Genomic DNA, 17885 nt, shown 5'->3' on the forward strand with positions numbered 1-17885 from the left:
AGGGGGAACTCCAGCCAGAAGAAACGTGCGCGACAGGGTAGCACATCTTGTCGCGCAGCGACGTTATCAGATCAGGCTCTCAGAAGAGGGGATCAGCTTAGGATTGAGGCAGTTTTCGTAATATTGCTGGATCTCGGCCAGCCGGGTGCGCGAGCGCTGGTAGCGGCGCAGGGCCATAACACCGTTCCAGAATATGGCGGCAAGCATCGCGATCATCAGCAGTGAGGTGCCTATGTAACGCCACAACCCTGCGCTATCCGGCATCCGGTGCAGGCCGACATGGCGGGTGCCATTGGCATCGGTATAAATACTCGTGACGATGCCTTCGGCGCTGAACGGCGTCTGCATCAGCATCTGCGCCAGGCGCTGGAACTGGCTCCACTGTTCCTGCGCCGGGTAGTCATAAAGCGCGACCTGCGGGTAAGGTTGATCCACCAGATCGCTGCCTTCATCGCTGACAATCACAAAACCGCCGGGTGCCGGGCTGTTCAGCGCCTGCGCCGCACGGGTGGTTTCGCGCATCATGAACGGTGATGTCGAGGTGGCGACCAGGTTATCCAGCGATTCAGCGCTAACCGGGCGCAGCAGCACGTTAACGCCATCCAGTCGTCCCGCTTCGGCACGCTTCACCAGCGAGTCCCAGTCTTTACTGTTCCCCAGGTTGACCAGCGCATTTTTGAGACGTATGCACTCGTCCTGAGAGGCACAGAGATCCTGTGTTTTCAGCACGATGTCACCAAAATCATCCAACAGAACCATGCCCGATTTCTGAATGGCCGAGCGCAGCGCAGGGCTGACGCGCGAATCATCGTCCGGTTTCGGGTGCAGCTGGCGGTTGACCGTCTGGGTAAGCGCCGTGGCTTTATTCACCACTTCGGATTCCGGCAGCGGCAGCGGCGGTGCGTCGTTCCAGATAATTTGCGAGCAATCGAACGGCGTGAACGGTGAGTTCTGACGTGTGTTCCACGCCCCTGGGGTGTGAATATTACACATCCCGGTTCCCTTCAGGCGCAGCGTGTCTCCCACGCGCACACCGGCTTCATCCAGTTGATTGACGCTGGTCGCTTCGATGGTTTGCGCCCCTTTAATCCACGACAACGTGAATTTGATGGGCATATCCAGCGGCACGAAAAGCAGCAGCATGATAAAGACCAGCGCAGCGCCGCCGGCAATGACCGCGCTGCGTAGCCAGTGCTGAAGCGGGAAATTTTTTACTTCATCATGCAGGGATAAGAAGCGTCCCTGGCGCACAACGTGGCGGTCAAGGTAGATATCAATATCGGTTTTCTGACCTAAGTCCTGCGCAATCCACGGTTGCCAGTGACGCGGGTAGATAAGGTCGATAATACCGAGCGAGATATTGTTGAGATGCTCCTGATCGTTTTCACCAAACAGACCCCAGCGCTTGGGCGTACCGCGCAGACAGTGGATCTCTCGCAGCGAGGTTTTGGCAGGTGGGGCGAACAGTCCCCACAGCCCGGCAGCCAGCAGCAGCACCGCACCACCGGCCAGCCAGGGGACAAACACATCCGGCGTCAGCAGGCAGACAAAAAAGAGCAGGAAGGCGGCGACGATCAGAACGGCTTCCCGAATGCCGTCCGGGCGGCTCAGGGCATACTCTTCATGCGTCTCCTGGCGAATGTTCAACAGCTCGATCTGCTCAGTCTCTTCGCCACGGATGGAGGCCTGGGTCGAACTTGCGCGCTCAAGCGCAAAACGCGGGGCTTCCTGAAGGTACTCATTCAGCGTGTGGCCGTTCAGTGAGATAACCAGGGGCAATGAATCGGTATGGATCAGCTCAACGCTGTTTTCGTCATTAATGTATTGCTCCCAGGACGGGGGCAGATGCACTTCGACAGAATCAAGGTAATAGCGCCATTTGTTGGGGTCGTCGGTGGTGATGCCATACCGCGTGATGGAGCGCGTCACGCAAAGTACGGTATCGCTTTGCGCATTAAGCTTTAGCGCAACGGGCGCAGCAGTGGCTCCCGTCGGCCCAGGGGTCAGCTGAGAACGGTTCAGTATTTCAAGATAGTTTTCAACCGCATCGCGCTCGTCTTGTGTAAGCTTACGCGTGCTCGCACCCGCAAAAGCATTCAAAAAGGGCAGACGGTAACGGCGCTGTACGCGACGCCTGTAGATCCATCCTGCAACCAATGCGCCGGCCAGCATAGCAGCGAGAACAATCAAAATGGTGCTCATGCTTTCCCCATCTTACTTATCTTCTTACAGGTGTATACCCGTCATACTTCGAGTTGTCTGTGCGTTGGCTTGACTCGGCCTGTGGCCTCGCCCCTTCGAGGCCAGCGCAAGCGCTGTTCAAACTGGCAAGGCCAGTTTGTCCTCGCTCACCTCAGTCACGTACTGATGTACGCTCCTGAGGATTCGCTGCGTCGCCGCCTTCATACAACTCGAATTATTTAGGGTAAAGTCAGTAGCACCTTTACAATGAATGAGTTTCTGTGGCTGGCTATCGGCAAGTATGGAGTCGAACTTGAGCATTCTGAAGCGCATCCCAGTGACCGCTGATAATAGCAAAGCCTGATAGGGCGCGATATCAGCAAATTCCTGGAAACATTTCAACCTCTTGACATTTGTTTTGAATTGAGGATTGATCCCTGCTACGTTGCACAAATGTAAATAAAGAACGATTGACATTGCCGAAACCGTGCAGCGTATCGCACAATAACGCCAGTTCTCACTGCTAAGACCCATCAAGATGAGCAAACCACTACAAAAACCCACCATTCTGAATGTTGAAACTGTCGCAAAATCGCGCCTGTTTAATGTCGAAAGTGTGGACCTGGAGTTCAGCAACGGTGTGCGTCGCGTTTATGAGCGTATGCGCCCCTCGTCGCGCGAAGCGGTGATGATAGTTCCGATTGTCGACGATCATCTGATTTTGATCCGCGAATACGCTGTGGGAACGGAATCTTACGAGCTTGGGTTCTCGAAAGGGCTTATCGACCCGGGCGAAACCGTCTTTGAAGCGGCAAACCGCGAGCTGAAAGAAGAGGTGGGTTTTGGTGCCAATGAGCTGTCGTTCCTGAAAAAACTGAGCATGGCACCGTCTTATTTTTCCAGCAAAATGAATATCGTGGTGGCTGAAGACCTCTACCCTGAATCGCTGGAAGGGGACGAGCCGGAGCCGCTGCCGCAGGTTCGCTGGCCGCTGGCGCATCTGATGGATCTGCTTGAAGACCCTGACTTCAATGAAGCTCGCAACGTGAGCGCGCTGTTCCTGGTCCGGGAGTGGCTGAAGGGGCAGGGGCGACTGTAGTCCATAAAAAAAGCCGGGTGGCGGCTTCGCCTGACCCGGCCTGCGATGTTTTGCCCGGCTTTTACCGGGCATTTTTATATTTAGAACAGCTCGTGCGTTTCGCCGTTATCAATAATCTCGGTACCCACCTCATGCACCGCCTGTGTGGTCGGCTGCGTGCCCTCGATGAAATACTCTTCGCGGCTGTTGCCGCCGTTGGCGAGCTGGCCCGTGCTGCGGTCGATATTGACCGTCACCACGCCCGGCGGTGGCGTCAGCGGCTGCTCCGGCACACCTTCAAGGACCGATTTCATGTAGGCATCCCAGGCCGGTTGCGCGCTTTTCGCGCCGCCTTCGTAGCCGGAAATCTGATCTTTTATCGCGCCAGACGCCGTTGTACGACCTAAATCACGGCGGTGATCGTCGAAACCGATCCACACCGAGGTCACCACGCCCGGGCCGTAACCCGAGAACCAGGCATCCTTCGAGCTGTTGGTGGTCCCCGTTTTACCGCCGATATCATGGCGCTGCAAATCACGCCCTGCGCGCCAGCCGGTACCCTGCCAGCCGGGTTCACCGAAGATGTTGGTGTTCAGCGCACTCTTGATCAGGAATGACAGCGGGGTATTGATCACATGCGGGGCATATTCCTGCGCACCCGTCTGTGCGACCAGCGCCTGGTTCGCCTGTTCCAGCTGTGGCTGCGGTACAACGCCGTTCGGCTGCTCCTGCGACACGGCAGGGTCTTCCATGTCCTTATTCTCAAGCACGTCAGATTTCGGTGTATTACCGTAAATCACCGGAATATCGCACTCTGCACAGGCAATTTTCGGCTTCGCCTCAAACAGCACGCCGCCCTGATCGTTCTCAATTTTGCTGATGAAGTACGGGTCAATCAGGAAGCCGCCGTTGGCCATCACGGAATATCCACGCGCCACCTGAAGCGGGGTGAATGACGCAGAGCCTAACGCCAGCGATTCGGTACGCACGATGTTCTGCGCCGGGAAACCGAAGCGTTGCAGATACTCAGCGGCATAGTCGACGCCCATCGCGCGCATGGCTCGCACCATCACCACGTTTTTCGACTGTCCCAGACCCTGACGAAGACGAATAGGGCCGGCATATTCCGCAGGGGAGTTCTTCGGCTGCCAGTCGGAACCTGCTCCGGCATCCCAGCGGGAGATAGGCACGTCGTTAAGGATGCTGGCCAGGGTCAGGCCCTTATCCATCGCCGCCGTGTAGAGGAACGGCTTAATGTTGGAACCCACCTGACGCAGCGCCTGAGTGGCGCGGTTAAATTTGCTCTGGTTGAAATCGAATCCACCGACCAACGCCAGCACGGCGCCATTCTGCGGGTTGATGGAGACCAGGGCGGAGTTGACGTCCGGTACCTGTGCCAGCCACCAGGCATCGCCCACCTTGCGCACCCAGATTTGTTGTCCGGTCTGGACTGCATCGGTCACTTTACGCGGTGTTGCGCCCTGCAGGGTATCCGAACGGTACGGACGCGCCCAACGAATCCCCTCCATACGCAGGGAGACGGACGTCCCATCCGCGAGCGTTGCTACGGCTTCCTGAGGATCGGCCTGCGTCACCACGGCCGGAAGAAGAGGACCATAGGTCGGCAGCGCTTTCAGCGTACTGGTGATTTTTTTGCTGTCCCACGCGCTTTCGCCTACTTTCCAGAGCACGTTTGACGGGCCGCGATAGCCGTGACGCATATCGTAATCCATCACGTTGTTGCGCACCGCGTCCTGAGCCGCCTGCTGCACTTTGCGGGTGACGGTGGTGTAAACGCGGTAGCCATCTTCATAGGCCTTATCGCCATAGCGGTTCACCATCTCCTGGCGAACCATTTCGGTCAGATAAGGGGCAGAGAAGGCGATCTCCGGGGCATGGTAGTTGGCGTCAATGACATCGTTGCGCGCCTGGTTGTACTCACTCTGGCTAATGTAGCCTTCGCTCAGCATACGTGACAGGACGACATTGCGACGCGCGGTGGCGCGATCGAGCGAGTAGAGCGGGTTAAAGGTTGACGGCGCTTTTGGCAGACCGGCGATGGTTGCCATTTCGCTTAGGGTGAGCTGCTCAACAGGCTTACCGAAGTACACCTGCGCGGCCGCCCCCACGCCATAGGCACGGTAGCCCAGGTAGATTTTATTGAGGTACAGCTCAAGGATCTCGTCTTTGCTCAGCAACTGCTCAATACGGATCGCAAGGAACACCTCTTTGATCTTACGTATCAGCGTCTTTTCAGGGCTGAGGAAGAAGTTACGCGCCAGCTGCTGCGTAATGGTACTTGCCCCCTGGGAGGCATGGCCGGAGAACAGCGCAATGCTCGCGGCACGGAAAATCCCCACCGGATCGACACCGTGGTGCTCGTAAAAACGGCTGTCCTCTGTGGCGATAAAGGCTTTCACCATCACTGGCGGAATTTGGTTTAAGGTCAGCGGGATACGACGCTTCTCGCCATACTGCGCCATTAATTCGCCATCGGCGCTATAGACCTGCATCGGGATCTGGAGACGCACATCGCGAAGCGTGGCGACATCAGGTAGCTGTGGCTCAATATATTTGTATAAACCGTAAATCGAGCCTGCTCCCAGCAGAATGCAACAGACTGCAAGGATAAATAAATACTTTACGAACTTCACCGGAGATTTCCCATTTGGTTTCACTTGGGCAGTTTCTAAACAATCGCGCGGTAGTATAAAGGCAAGCCTGATTCATTGATATAGCCGTCAAGGCGACGGGCGATAAGGAGATCGTGAAACATGGCTTTTAAAACATGGCAAACGGGCGTTCATATTCAACAGGATAGGGTGCTGATTGTCGCGCTGGTGCGAGAGAAGTCGGGCTGGAGTTTACGCCGCTGGTGGGCCGTTCCTCTGGCCGAAGGGATCATTGGTGACGGCAAGATTTATCAGCCAGAACAGCTGATTGATGCGTTACGCGACTGGCGGAAAACGTTGCCACACTATCACCGGATTTTTCTCTCTTTTCCGGCAGCGCGCACTCTGCAAAGGTCGCTTCCCCGCCCGGCCATTGCGCTGCGCGACAGCGAACAGCTCTCATGGCTTGGCGCGGCGCTGGCACGGGAGCTGGAGATGTCTGCCGATACGCTCTGTTTCGATTACGCGCAGGACACCTTCAGCAGCACATTTCACGTGACTGCGGCACAAAACAACGAGGTCGAAACCCTGCTGACGCTGGCCAAAACGTTACGTTTGCGGCTGGCAACCATTACCCCGGATGCCAGTGCGCTGAAGAATCTTCTTCCGGCGGTGGCACCGGCGCAGTGTGTCGTCTGGCGGGATGAACGGCAGTGGCTCTGGGCGATGCGCCACCAGTGGGGGCGCCGTGTTGCCGCAGAAGCTGAAAACGCGGCTGAGCTCTCAGCGCTGCTGGCCGTGGAGCCGGCGGATATCGCGCTGTTTGATAGCCGACGTAACCCATGGGATACCCTGCAGCGATGCCATGCCCCGTTACCGGAATGCGGCGCGGACTATACCGTTGCGCTGGCGTTAGCCATGAGTGAGGTGCCCGCATGAGCATCACGAATTTTCTGCCGTGGCGGCAGCAGCGGCGCGCGCGATGCCTGCGTTTCTGGGGAGCAACGTTTGTCTGCACGGCGCTGTTGATGGTCACGACCATCGCCTGTTTGCGGATGACCCCGCTTTTGCGGCTGCACGCCCTGCAAACGGATCTGACGGGGATACTGTCCGTGCAGCACGGCCTCGTTGCTCGCCAGAGACTCGCGACACCCGTGCAAAGCCCCGCACGCCAGCGGCGCGCATGGCAGCCGGTGCTGGAGTCGCTGTCCGCCACCCTTCCTGCGCAGGTCTGGCTGACGGAACTGCGCTACCAGCCTCCCGCTCTGATGTTTACCGGGTTTGCCACCACCCTGCCGGCCCTGTCTGCGCTGCGTGATGCGCTTGGGCAACTCCAGGGCTTTACGCCCGGGACAGCGGGTGAGCTTCGGCAGGATAGCCAGGGGCGCTGGTCGTTCACCTTTCATCTTAGCGAGGGGTAACGCGTGAATATCCTGTTGGAGCGCTGGTGCGAAAGCCGTCCCTGGATCCGCGGTCTCTGCTGGTGTCTGAGCACTTTCCTGGCAGGGCTCGCTGCGTGGGGCACCCTGCTCAGACCGGTAGAGAGACAGTGTGCTGAACGACAAAGCCAGCTGATCCAGGAGGCGAGGACCAACGCATCGTTATGGCCTGTCGTCAGCACGGTGCCGCTGCGCACAGAAACCGCCCAAGCGCCAGAAATGAAGCCGTTTTCGCCGCTTGATTTTCAGGGGGATGAGACGACGCTGGTTCACTGGAAGCCGCTGCAGAACGGAGGAGAGCTGACGCTGGAGGCGGAGTGGCAGGCCATCCCGGGGCTTTTTTCCCGGCTGGCGCAGCGGGATGTCGAGATTGCGGCTTTCGCAATTGCACCTGAAGGTAAGGCGTTACGCCTGCGGCTGGAGCTGGATCATGCGAAATAGCACACGATACTGGCTGGTGTGCTCAGTATTGCTGTTGACCGGCATGCGCGATCCCTTTCGCCCGCCGGACGATCCCTGCGCGACGGGTGAACTGACGCAGTGGCGCTATCGCGGCATGGTGGGAGGACGCGAGGCTATCGGCATTTTGCAGGATGGGCAAAAGCGCTGGCACCGACTAAAAATGGATGAGCGCTTCCCGGCGGGCTGGCAAATAACCGCCATTACTGAATCGGAACTGGTTGTTGAGGTGGGAGACACCTGTGAACCCGTCCAGTGGACGTGGCAACGAGAAGGAATCGAGAAGAATGAATTTACGGATAACGCTGTTGCTGCTGATGTTCAGCCATCCGCTTTGGGCCGCCGCGCCAAAGCCGGTCACGCTGGTGGTGGATGATGTTCCGGTCGTTCAGGTGTTGCAGGCGCTGGCCACTCAGGAGAGCCGTAATCTGGTGGTATCGCCTGATGTCGGCGGCACGCTTTCGCTCAACCTGACGCATGTCCCCTGGCGGCAGGCGCTACAGACGGTTGTCTCCAGCGCCGGACTCGTTTTGCGCGAGGAGGGGGGCATTTTCTATGTTCATACCGCAGCCTGGCAGCGTGAACAGCGGGAACGTTCAGAACAGGAGAAGGCGCGTCGACAGCTTGATGCGCCGCTGGTTTCACATAGCATCCCTTTTTCCTATGCCGATGCCGGAGAGCTGCAAAAAGCAGCGGAAAAACTCCTGAGCCCAAAGGGAAGTTTATCTGTCGACAAACGGACCAATCGCCTGTTGATTCGGGATAGCCAGACGGTGGTGGATACGCTGGTGCGCTGGGCCACTCAGATGGACATTCCCGTCGAGCAGGTAGAGCTGGCGGCGCATATTGTGACCATGACTGAAAAAAGCCTGCGTGAACTGGGGGTGAAGTGGGCGCTCGCCGATGCCACCGACGCGGGGAAGGTGGGACAGCTCACGACGCTTGGCAGCGATCTGTCCGTGGCCAGCGCCACCAGCCACGTAGGGTTTAATATCGGGCGGATCAACGGTCGGCTGCTGGATCTGGAACTGTCTGCGCTGGAGCAAAAACAGCAGGTCGATATTATTGCCAGCCCGCGACTGCTGGCCTCGCATATGCAGCCGGCCAGTATCAAACAGGGGAGCGAGATCCCCTATCAGGTCTCCAGCGGGGAAAGCGGCGCCACCTCCGTTGAGTTCAAAGAGGCCGTACTGGGGATGGAAGTGACGCCGGTGGTATTGCCGGGGGGACGCGTGCGCCTGAAATTGCACATCAGCGAAAATATGCCAGGACAGGTCCTGCAGCAGGCTGACGGCGAAACGCTGGCTATCGACAAACAAGAGATAGAGACGCAGGTTGAGGTAAAAAGTGGAGAAACGCTGGCATTGGGCGGAATTTTTTCGCAGAAGAACAAAACCGGCAGTGACAGCGTGCCGGGGCTGGGGAGCATTCCCTGGCTGGGGGCGCTTTTTCGCCATGACGGGAAAGACCAGGAACGACGTGAATTAGTGGTGTTTATTACACCACGTCTGGTCGGTATTCACTGACGGGTAACGATCCCCGCAATGATTTTGCATTCAGTTTGTTGCAGATGTTTGACGTGGGGCATGAATTAGCATACAAGGAGTACCGATTTGAGTTGGACTTACGTCTTATTACCTTATGCGCCCGGCGCGGTGATTTAATCAGTTGCCAAACAAGCCGGAGTATTGAGATAATTTTTAGTCTGACTCTCGCTCTATTGCATATGAGGTTTCAGTTCATGTCCTGCTACGCCGGGTGTCTGCGAAGCGGGGATTACCATTAACGAATAGTCTTAGTAGTACCGATAAAATGGCAGAGAAACGCAATATCTTTCTGGTTGGGCCTATGGGTGCCGGCAAAAGCACTATTGGGCGTCAGTTAGCTCAACAACTCAATATGGAATTTTACGATTCTGATCAAGAGATTGAGAAACGAACCGGAGCTGATGTGGGCTGGGTTTTCGACGTAGAAGGCGAAGAAGGTTTCCGTGACCGAGAAGAAAAAGTGATCAACGAACTCACGGAAAAACAGGGCATCGTGCTGGCAACAGGCGGCGGCTCTGTGAAATCTCGCGAAACCCGCAACCGTCTCTCCGCCCGTGGCGTAGTGGTCTATCTTGAGACGACCATTGAGAAACAGCTGGCACGTACGCAGCGCGATAAAAAGCGCCCGCTGCTGCAGGTTGAAACGCCACCACGCGAAGTTCTGGAAGCGTTGGCCGATGAACGCAATCCGCTGTATGAAGAGATTGCCGATGTGACCATTCGTACTGACGATCAGAGCGCTAAAGTGGTTGCAAACCAGATTATTCATATGCTGGAAAGCAACTGATTCTGGCTTTATATACACTCGCCTGCGGGTAAAAGCATTAAAGGTGGATGTCGCGTCATGGAGAGGATTACAGTTACTCTCGGGGAACGTAGTTACCCTATCACCATCGCGGCTGGTTTGTTTAACGACCCAGCTTCCTTTTTACCACTGAAAGCGGGTGATCAGGCGATGCTGGTCACCAATGAGACGCTGGCTCCGCTTTATCTCGACCGTGTACGCCACCTGCTTGAGCAGGCGGGCGTTAAAGTCGACAGTGTGATTCTCCCCGATGGCGAGCAGTATAAAAGCCTGACGGTACTGGATACCGTCTTTACCGCCTTGCTGCAAAAACCGCACGGTCGCGATACAACACTGCTTGCCCTGGGCGGTGGTGTTGTGGGCGATCTGACCGGCTTTGCGGCCGCAAGCTATCAGCGTGGTGTTCGCTTTATTCAAATCCCGACCACGTTGTTGTCTCAGGTTGACTCCTCTGTTGGCGGCAAAACGGCCGTTAACCATCCGCTCGGCAAAAACATGATTGGCGCGTTCTACCAGCCAGCCTCGGTGGTGGTGGATCTCGACTGTCTGAAAACCCTGCCGGCGCGCGAGCTGGCTTCTGGTCTGGCGGAAGTGATCAAATACGGCATTATTCTGGATGGCGAGTTCTTTAACTGGCTTGAAGAGAATATGGATGCGCTGCTGCGCCTGGATGAGGCTGCGCTTGCATACTGCATTCGTCGTTGTTGTGAGCTGAAAGCAGAAGTTGTCGCTGCGGACGAGCGTGAAACGGGCTTACGTGCTTTACTGAATCTTGGGCATACGTTTGGTCACGCGATTGAAGCCGAAATGGGTTACGGCAACTGGCTGCACGGTGAAGCCGTCGCGGCTGGCATGGTGATGGCCGCCCGCACCTCTGAACGTCTTGGCCAGTTCAAACCACAAGAGACGGCACGTATTGTTGCGCTGCTTGAGCGTGCTGGTTTGCCGGTAACCGGGCCGCAGGAGATGTCGGCACACGCGTATTTACCCCACATGATGCGCGATAAAAAAGTATTGGCAGGCGAGATGCGTCTTGTACTCCCGCTTGCAATAGGGAAGAGTGAAGTACGCGGCGGAGTGCCGCACGATGTCGTTCTTGGCGCTATCGCTGATTGTCAGCAGGCGTAACAACTAGAAAGGTCAGGCCACTGTTGCAGGTGGTCGTTTAGCTTCAGGTGAAATGCAAAGTCGTTGGCATAAGCCTTTGAGTGGGGTGTTAAATGGATGAATTCAAACCAGAAGACGAGCTGAAACCCGATCCCAGCGATCGTCGTACTGGTCGTTCTCGTCAATCTTCAGAACGTGATAACGAGCCGCAGATCAACTTTGACGATGTTGATCTGGATGCAGACGATCGTCGCCCTTCGCGCAGCCGCAACGCGCGTGATGAGCGAGAAGAAGAGGATTATGAGTCCGAAGAAGATTCAATGGACGAAGAGCCTGTAGAGCGTCGCCCGCGTAAACGTAAAAAAGCCGCTGCGCCAAAACCAGCCTCCCGTCAGTACATCATGATGGGCCTTGGCGTTCTGGTGCTGGTGCTGCTGATTGTTGGCATTGGCTCCGCGCTAAAAGCACCGTCATCGAACTCAACCGAGCAAACCGCTTCCGCTGAGAAGAGCATCAACCTTTCCGGTAACGATGCAAGCGATCAGGCGAATGGCGCACAGCCTGCACCGGGAACCACCTCCGCAGAGCAGACGGCAGGCAATACCGCTGCGCCGCAGGATGTTTCTCTGCCGCCCGTATCTTCAACCCCCGCTCAGGGTCAGGCACCTGTTACGCCTGAAGGCCAACAACGCGTAGAAGTTCAGGGTGACCTGAACAATGCCCTGACGCAGCCGCAGAATCAGCAGCAGGTTGATAACGTCGTGGTTAACTCTACGCTGCCAACTGAACCTGCAACGGTTGCCCCGATTCGCGGTGCTAACGCTCAGCCACAAACGGCGGCGACGGAAACCAAACCGCGTCAGACGCAAACCACCACGCGTCCTGAACGTAAGCAGGCGGTAATTGAGCCTAAGCGTGAAACCAAACCTCAGGCTGTGGTAAAAGCGCCTGAAGTGAAAACCGTACCGGCACAGCCGAAACGCACTGAAACGGCTGCGGTGAGCGAGCCTGCAAAAGCACCTGTCACACAGACCGCGCCGAAAGCAACGGCGACCACCACGGCACCGGCTGCCACCACGGCTCCAGCCGCGACGGCAACAGCATCCAGCAGCGCGGCAGGTAAAACGGCAGGCAACGTCGGTTCGCTGAAGTCTGCGCCATCCAGCAATTACACGCTGCAGCTGAGCAGTTCGTCTAACTATGACAACCTCAACAGTTGGGCGAAGAAATCCAATCTGAAAAACTATGTGGTTTATCAGACGACCCGTAACGGTCAGCCGTGGTATGTGCTGGTCAGCGGTGTGTATTCATCCAAAGATGAAGCAAAACGCGCCGTGGCGGCCCTGCCTGCTGATGTTCAGGCAAAAAACCCATGGGCGAAGCCGATTCATCAGGTTCAGGCCGATCTGAAGTAATGTTTAAAGCGCAGGATGCTGTCGGAGCTTTCTCCACAGCCGGAGAAGGTGTAATCAGTTAGTCAGCATGAAAAAAAATCGCGCTTTTCTGAAATGGGCAGGGGGGAAATACCCCCTGCTCGATGATATTAAAAAGCACCTGCCTGAGGGCGAGTGTCTTATCGAGCCTTTCGTTGGCGCGGGATCGGTGTTCCTGAACACCGATTTTTCGCGTTATATCCTGGCGGATATCAACAGCGACCTTATCAGCCTCTATAACATCGTTAAGCTGCGTACCGAAGAGTATGTCGCAGAGGCGCGCAAACTGTTTACGCCGGAGAACAATAACCCGGACGTTTACTACCAGTTCCGCGCGGAGTTTAACCAGAGTCAGGATCCGTTCCGCCGGGCACTGCTGTTCCTCTATCTCAACCGACATGGTTATAACGGTCTGTGCCGGTATAATCTTCGTGGGGAATTTAACGTGCCGTTTGGCCGTTATAAGCGCCCCTATTTCCCGCAGGACGAGCTGTATCACTTCGCCGAAAAAGCACAGCATGCGGAATTCCACTGCCTCTCGTATGAAGAGTGTATGGAGCTGGCAGGCGTAAACTCGGTGGTTTACTGTGACCCTCCGTACGCGCCGCTGTCTGCGACAGCGAATTTCACCGCCTATCACACCAACAGCTTCAGCCCGGCCGAACAGGCCCGCCTGGCGGAGATGGCGGAAAAGCTGGTCAGCAAAAGAATTCCGGTGTTAATTTCGAATCACGATACCCCTGATACGCGCGAATGGTACAAAGCCGCGACGCATTTTCAGGTTAAAGTGCGGCGTAGCATTAGCAGCAACGGCGGCACACGTAAAAAGGTGGACGAACTCCTGGCTCTTTATCGCCCCTGAGCCGTTTTGCCCGCCGGTAAACACATTTCAAGGAGATGCGGATGAAACAGTTTTTGATTGCTCCCTCAATTCTGTCGGCCGATTTTGCCCGCCTGGGTGAAGACACCGCTAAAGCTCTCGCGGCTGGCGCAGATGTTGTCCATTTCGACGTGATGGATAACCACTACGTTCCCAATCTGACCATTGGCCCAATGGTGCTTAAGGCGCTGCGTAACTACGGCATTACCGCCCCGATTGACGTGCATCTGATGGTGAAACCGGTTGACCGTATCGTGCCGGATTTCGCCGCGGCGGGCGCCAGCATCATCACCTTCCATCCGGAAGCCTCTGAACATGTGGATCGCACCCTGCAGCTCATCAAAGAGAACGGCTGTAAAGCAGGTCTGGTGTTTAACCCGGCAACGCCGCTGAGCTATCTCGATTATGTGATGGATAAGCTGGACGTGATCCTGCTGATGTCCGTTAACCCGGGCTTTGGTGGTCAGTCGTTTATTCCTCACACGCTGGATAAGCTGCGTGAAGTACGCCGTCGTATTGATGAGTCAGGTTACGATATTCGTCTGGAAGTGGACGGCGGGGTGAAAGTCAATAACATTGGTGAAATCGCGGCAGCGGGCGCGGATATGTTCGTTGCAGGTTCGGCGATTTTCGACCAACCGGATTACAAAAAAGTCATTGATGAAATGCGCCGTGAGCTGGCGAAGGTAAGTCATGGATAAATTGCAGGCAATTCGGGGTGTGGCATTCGACCTCGACGGCACGCTGGTCGACAGCGCGCCAGGCTTAACGAGTGCCGTAGACCAGGCGCTGTATGCCCTTGAGCTGCCCGTGGCGGGTGAAGATCGTGTCGTCACGTGGATTGGCAACGGCGCTGATGTCCTGATGGAGCGTGCGCTGACCTGGGCGCGTCAGGAGCGCGCATCGCAGCGTTCTGCACAGGGTAAACCGAGCGTTGACCATGCGGACATTCCACAGGAAGAGCAACTGCGTATTCTGCGCAAACTGTTCGATCGTTTCTATGAAGAGACCGTCGAAGAGGGCAGTTTCCTCTTCCCGGACGTTCTGGAAACGCTGAGCGTGTTGCACGCGAAGGGCATTCCGATGGGTCTGGTCACCAACAAACCAACGCCGTTTGTGGCACCGCTGCTGGAAGCACTGGATATCGCGAAGTACTTCTCTGTGATTGTGGGCGGTGATGATGTGCAAAACAAAAAACCGCATCCGGAACCGCTGCTGCTGGTGGCAGGAAAATTATCCTTAACACCTGCGGAGCTGCTCTTTGTCGGTGATTCACGCAATGATATTCTGGCTGCCCGAGCGGCTGGATGTCCTTCCGTCGGATTAACCTATGGCTACAACTACGGTGAGGCCATCACGCTAAGTGAGCCGGATGTTGTGTTCGACCACTTCAAAGATTTGTTGCCCGCTCTCGGGCTTTCGCACAGTGAACATCAGGAATTGAATAATGACTAAGCCCATCGTTTTTAGTGGCGCACAGCCTTCAGGTGAATTGACCATTGGTAACTACATGGGTGCGTTACGTCAGTGGGTCAGCATGCAGGATGATTACCATTGCATTTACTGCATCGTGGATCTGCATGCGATTACCGCCCGTCAGGATCCTGAGAAGCTGCGTAAAGCCACGCTGGACACCCTCGCCCTGTATCTGGCCTGCGGGATCGACCCTGAGAAGAGCACCATTTTCGTTCAGTCCCATGTGCCAGAGCACGCGCAGCTGGGCTGGGCGCTGAACTGCTACACCTATTTCGGTGAACTGAGCCGCATGACCCAGTTCAAGGATAAATCCGCGCGCTACTCTGAAAACATCAACGCCGGTCTGTTTGACTATCCGGTGCTGATGGCGGCAGACATTCTGCTGTACCAGACAAACCAGGTGCCGGTGGGTGAAGACCAGAAGCAGCACCTGGAGCTGAGCCGCGATATCGCCCAGCGCTTTAACGCGCTTTATGGCGAGGTGTTCAAAGTGCCAGAGCCGTTTATTCCGAAATCGGGTGCGCGCGTCATGTCGCTGCTGGAGCCGACCAAGAAGATGTCCAAGTCTGACGATAACCGCAACAACGTTATCGGCCTGCTGGAAGATCCGAAATCGGTCGTGAAAAAACTCAAGCGCGCAGTGACCGACTCTGACGAGCCGCCTGTGGTGCGCTACGATGTGCAGAATAAAGCGGGCGTTTCCAACCTGCTGGATATTCTCTCCGGTGTTACCGGCCAGAGCATCCCTGAGCTGGAACAGCACTTCGAAGGCAAGATGTATGGCCACCTGAAAGGCGAAGTGGCCGATGCCGTTTCCGGCATGCTGACCGAGCTGCAGGAGCGTTATCACCGCTACCGCAACGACGAAGCCTTCCTGCAGAAAGTGATGAAAGAGGGTGCGGAAAAAGCCAGCGCCCGCGCGTCCGAAACCCTGAAAGCGGTGTACGAAGCGATTGGGTTTGTTGCGAAGCCGTAAGTCTGCTTGCCGGGTGGCGGCTTCGCCTTACCCGGCCTACGAAACAGTGTAGGTCGGGTAAGCGTTAGCGCCACCCGACAAAAAACCGCTCCGCACCAACAAAAAAACCGGGATCTCCCGGTTTTTTTTACGCCTGAAAAACGCTTACTGCTGTGCCGCCGGGCCGCAACCACCGATGATCTTCGAAATGGAGATCGCCGGGTGCAGCAGATAATCATAGCTGCAGTTGTTTTTGGTGTTCTGGACGTGACCAGTGCAGGCCGTCAGAGTGGTTAACAGGCCGACCAGTACGGCGGCTTTTGCCAGTTTAAACATACGCATTCCTTGTCTTAAAAACGAAAATCAGATGTTACTCAAGGGAATAAAGGGAAACGTTCCACTTCGGGGCGGTATGTTATCGACAGCGGTAAGAGGGGAGTAGTCCGCTTCAGGACTACTCCGGAAAGGAAGAGTGTGCGTTAGTGGTTTGAGAACCAGTTGAGTTTGTCGCGCAGCGCAACCACACGGCCAACCACAATCAGCGCCGGGCTTTCAACCTGCTGCGCCAGTTCGCCTAACTGTGTCAGTACGCCATCCACCACGCGCTGCGTAATGGCGGTACCGTTTTCGACCAGCGCGACGGGCATATCTGCCGCCATGCCGTGCTCCAGCAGCTTCGCCTGAATGGTGGCGGCCTGGTTTAACCCCATGTAGAACACCAGCGTTTGCTTTTCGGCGGCGAGGTTGTGCCAGTCCAGTTCGCTGCCCGTTTTCAGGTGGCCCGTCACCAGACGCACGCTCTGGGCGTAATCCCGGTGGGTCAGTGGAATACCCGCGTACGCTGAACAGCCGGATGCCGCGGTAATGCCCGGCACCACGGAGAAGGGAATGCCCGCGTTGCAAAGGGTTTCCAGCTCCTCGCCGCCGCGACCGAAGATAAACGGATCGCCCCCTTTCAGGCGCACCACGCGTTTTCCCTTTTGCGCCTCGCGCAGCAGGATCTGGTTAATCTCTTCCTGCGGTACGCAGTGGTAGCCCGCCCGTTTGCCCACGAAGACGCGGTCGGCATCTCGGCGTACCAGGTTCATGATGTCATCCGAGACCAGGCGGTCATATACCACAATATCCGCCTGCTGGATCTGCTGCAGGCCTTTCAGCGTCAGCAAGCCCGCATCGCCAGGACCTGCACCGACCAGCACCACTTCGCCACGATGATCCAGCGGCTCAGCGAGTAACTGCGCCGTCGTCTCTTCAACCGCTTTACTGTCCTGATTCGCCAGCGACTGAGCCAGCCGGTCATTCACAAAGAATTTTTCCCAGAAACGACGACGCTCGCCAACGGTCGCGAAGGTTTGCTTCACGCGTGAACGCAATTGCCCTGCATAGTGGGCAATCTGACCGAGATGTTGCGGTAACAGGGCTTCCAGTTTTTCCCGCAGCAGGCGCGCCAGAACGGGCGAGCGGCCCCCGGATGACACGGCGATCATCAGCGGTGAACGGTCAATAATCGACGGCATGATAAAGCTGGCTTCTTTCGGCGCATCCACCACGTTACAGAAGATACGGCGCGCCTCACAGGCATCGCTGACCCACTGGTTCACTGCATCGTCATCCGTCGCGGCAATGGTCAGCCAGCAGGTCTCCAGCAGGGATTCATCAAACTCTCCTTGCACCAGCGTCAGCATCCCTTCCTGGGCCCAGACGTTAAACTGGGGGGCGAAGGCAATGGCGTTGACGGTCAGTCGGGCGCCCGCCTCTAACAACAGGCGCGCTTTGCGCTCAGCCACGTCGCCGCCGCCCACAAGCAGGCAGTCGCGATGGCGTAATTGACAAAAAATCGGCAGGTGATCCACGACATTACCTCACAGCATTCATGGAGGGACAGGAATTGACGTCAGGATAACAGCAGGAAT

General features: G+C 56.5%; 17 protein-coding genes. 13 read left to right on the forward strand and 4 right to left on the reverse strand.

All coding sequences use genetic code 11. The features are described 5' to 3' along the window. Nucleotides 1-66: 66 nt before the first annotated feature. Nucleotides 67-2202 (reverse strand): intracellular growth attenuator family protein, encoded by a 2136-nt coding sequence (locus EKN83_RS16155; protein ID WP_045285980.1) that lies wholly within the window; start codon nt 2200-2202, stop codon nt 67-69. A gap of 517 nt (nt 2203-2719) precedes the next feature. On the opposite strand from EKN83_RS16155, the gene nudE reads away from it, so the two are divergent. Further along, the gene (nudE, locus tag EKN83_RS16165; protein ID WP_008503041.1) at nt 2720-3280 is read left to right on the forward strand and encodes an ADP compounds hydrolase NudE; all 561 of its coding nucleotides are present in this window, start codon (nt 2720-2722) and stop codon (nt 3278-3280) included. A gap of 80 nt (nt 3281-3360) precedes the next feature. Here the strand turns inward: nudE and mrcA are convergent, their stop codons facing one another. Continuing rightward, entirely contained in the window at nt 3361-5913 is a 2553-nt protein-coding gene (gene mrcA / locus EKN83_RS16170; protein ID WP_088244399.1) for a peptidoglycan glycosyltransferase/peptidoglycan DD-transpeptidase MrcA, read from the reverse strand. A 120-nt stretch (nt 5914-6033) separates the two neighbouring features. Between mrcA and EKN83_RS16175 the strand changes: the two genes are divergently transcribed. From EKN83_RS16175 to trpS, 12 genes are all read left to right on the forward strand, one after another. Continuing rightward, on the forward strand, nt 6034-6810 hold the full coding sequence (locus EKN83_RS16175; RefSeq protein ID WP_126801283.1) for a DNA utilization protein HofM: 777 nt from the start codon (nt 6034-6036) through the stop codon (nt 6808-6810). Next, the gene (locus EKN83_RS16180; protein WP_126801284.1) at nt 6807-7292 is read left to right on the forward strand and encodes a PilN domain-containing protein; all 486 of its coding nucleotides are present in this window, start codon (nt 6807-6809) and stop codon (nt 7290-7292) included. Before EKN83_RS16175 ends, EKN83_RS16180 begins: the two co-directional genes overlap by 4 nt. A gap of 3 nt (nt 7293-7295) precedes the next feature. Continuing rightward, entirely contained in the window at nt 7296-7751 is a 456-nt protein-coding gene (locus EKN83_RS16185; RefSeq protein WP_025758093.1) for a hypothetical protein, read from the forward strand. After that, nucleotides 7741-8145, forward strand: coding sequence for a HofP DNA utilization family protein (locus tag EKN83_RS16190; protein ID WP_126801285.1), 405 nt, complete (start codon nt 7741-7743; stop codon nt 8143-8145). The genes EKN83_RS16185 and EKN83_RS16190 overlap by 11 nt, the downstream gene beginning before the upstream one ends. Then, complete coding sequence (gene hofQ / locus EKN83_RS16195; RefSeq protein WP_045285975.1) at nt 8057-9295, forward strand: DNA uptake porin HofQ; 1239 nt, start codon at nt 8057-8059, stop codon at nt 9293-9295. The genes EKN83_RS16190 and hofQ overlap by 89 nt, the downstream gene beginning before the upstream one ends. Before the next feature lie 286 nt (nt 9296-9581). Beyond that, nucleotides 9582-10103 (forward strand): shikimate kinase AroK, encoded by a 522-nt coding sequence (gene aroK, locus EKN83_RS16205; RefSeq protein ID WP_003861630.1) that lies wholly within the window; start codon nt 9582-9584, stop codon nt 10101-10103. A 57-nt stretch (nt 10104-10160) separates the two neighbouring features. Continuing rightward, a complete protein-coding gene (gene aroB, locus EKN83_RS16210; protein WP_025758090.1) occupies nt 10161-11249 on the forward strand; it encodes a 3-dehydroquinate synthase in 1089 nt (362 codons plus the stop codon). A gap of 92 nt (nt 11250-11341) precedes the next feature. Beyond that, nucleotides 11342-12643, forward strand: coding sequence for a cell division protein DamX (gene damX, locus EKN83_RS16215; protein WP_095442053.1), 1302 nt, complete (start codon nt 11342-11344; stop codon nt 12641-12643). A 67-nt stretch (nt 12644-12710) separates the two neighbouring features. Further along, nucleotides 12711-13523: an adenine-specific DNA-methyltransferase gene (dam, locus tag EKN83_RS16220; RefSeq protein ID WP_025758088.1), complete on the forward strand. Its 813-nt coding sequence runs from the start codon at nt 12711-12713 to the stop codon at nt 13521-13523. A gap of 41 nt (nt 13524-13564) precedes the next feature. Beyond that, nucleotides 13565-14242 carry a ribulose-phosphate 3-epimerase gene (gene rpe, locus EKN83_RS16225; protein WP_024907923.1) on the forward strand — a complete coding sequence of 226 codons (678 nt, stop codon included), beginning with the start codon at nt 13565-13567 and terminating at the stop codon, nt 14240-14242. Continuing rightward, nucleotides 14235-14996: a phosphoglycolate phosphatase gene (gene gph / locus EKN83_RS16230; RefSeq protein ID WP_025758086.1), complete on the forward strand. Its 762-nt coding sequence runs from the start codon at nt 14235-14237 to the stop codon at nt 14994-14996. The genes rpe and gph overlap by 8 nt, the downstream gene beginning before the upstream one ends. Then, nucleotides 14989-15993: a tryptophan--tRNA ligase gene (trpS, locus tag EKN83_RS16235; RefSeq protein WP_020687783.1), complete on the forward strand. Its 1005-nt coding sequence runs from the start codon at nt 14989-14991 to the stop codon at nt 15991-15993. Before gph ends, trpS begins: the two co-directional genes overlap by 8 nt. A gap of 144 nt (nt 15994-16137) precedes the next feature. Here the strand turns inward: trpS and EKN83_RS16240 are convergent, their stop codons facing one another. Both EKN83_RS16240 and cysG read right to left on the reverse strand, forming a co-directional pair. Beyond that, nucleotides 16138-16308 carry a YhfL family protein gene (locus EKN83_RS16240; protein WP_003861638.1) on the reverse strand — a complete coding sequence of 57 codons (171 nt, stop codon included), beginning with the start codon at nt 16306-16308 and terminating at the stop codon, nt 16138-16140. Between the two features lie 143 nt (nt 16309-16451). Continuing rightward, nucleotides 16452-17825, reverse strand: coding sequence for a siroheme synthase CysG (gene cysG, locus EKN83_RS16245; protein WP_126801286.1), 1374 nt, complete (start codon nt 17823-17825; stop codon nt 16452-16454). Nucleotides 17826-17885: the final 60 nt, after the last annotated feature.

Source organism: Enterobacter sp. WCHEn090032 (assembly GCF_003986875.1).
Taxonomy (GTDB): Bacteria; Pseudomonadota; Gammaproteobacteria; order Enterobacterales; family Enterobacteriaceae; genus Enterobacter; species Enterobacter sichuanensis.

Bases quoted from the DNA above. Each gene is read 5' to 3' on its own strand.
- EKN83_RS16180 (WP_126801284.1), top strand. From the start codon at position 6,807: ATGAGCATCACGAATTTTCTGCCGTGGCGGCAGCAGCGGCGCGCGCGA.
- aroK (WP_003861630.1), top strand. From the start codon at position 9,582: ATGGCAGAGAAACGCAATATCTTTCTGGTTGGGCCTATGGGTGCCGGC.
- EKN83_RS16190 (WP_126801285.1), top strand. From the start codon at position 7,741: ATGCGAAATAGCACACGATACTGGCTGGTGTGCTCAGTATTGCTGTTG.
- nudE (WP_008503041.1), top strand. From the start codon at position 2,720: ATGAGCAAACCACTACAAAAACCCACCATTCTGAATGTTGAAACTGTC.
- EKN83_RS16175 (WP_126801283.1), top strand. From the start codon at position 6,034: ATGGCTTTTAAAACATGGCAAACGGGCGTTCATATTCAACAGGATAGG.
- gph (WP_025758086.1), top strand. From the start codon at position 14,235: ATGGATAAATTGCAGGCAATTCGGGGTGTGGCATTCGACCTCGACGGC.
- EKN83_RS16155 (WP_045285980.1), bottom strand. From the start codon at position 2,202: ATGAGCACCATTTTGATTGTTCTCGCTGCTATGCTGGCCGGCGCATTG.
- trpS (WP_020687783.1), top strand. From the start codon at position 14,989: ATGACTAAGCCCATCGTTTTTAGTGGCGCACAGCCTTCAGGTGAATTG.
- EKN83_RS16240 (WP_003861638.1), bottom strand. From the start codon at position 16,308: ATGTTTAAACTGGCAAAAGCCGCCGTACTGGTCGGCCTGTTAACCACT.
- aroB (WP_025758090.1), top strand. From the start codon at position 10,161: ATGGAGAGGATTACAGTTACTCTCGGGGAACGTAGTTACCCTATCACC.
- damX (WP_095442053.1), top strand. From the start codon at position 11,342: ATGGATGAATTCAAACCAGAAGACGAGCTGAAACCCGATCCCAGCGAT.
- rpe (WP_024907923.1), top strand. From the start codon at position 13,565: ATGAAACAGTTTTTGATTGCTCCCTCAATTCTGTCGGCCGATTTTGCC.
- hofQ (WP_045285975.1), top strand. From the start codon at position 8,057: ATGAATTTACGGATAACGCTGTTGCTGCTGATGTTCAGCCATCCGCTT.
- dam (WP_025758088.1), top strand. From the start codon at position 12,711: ATGAAAAAAAATCGCGCTTTTCTGAAATGGGCAGGGGGGAAATACCCC.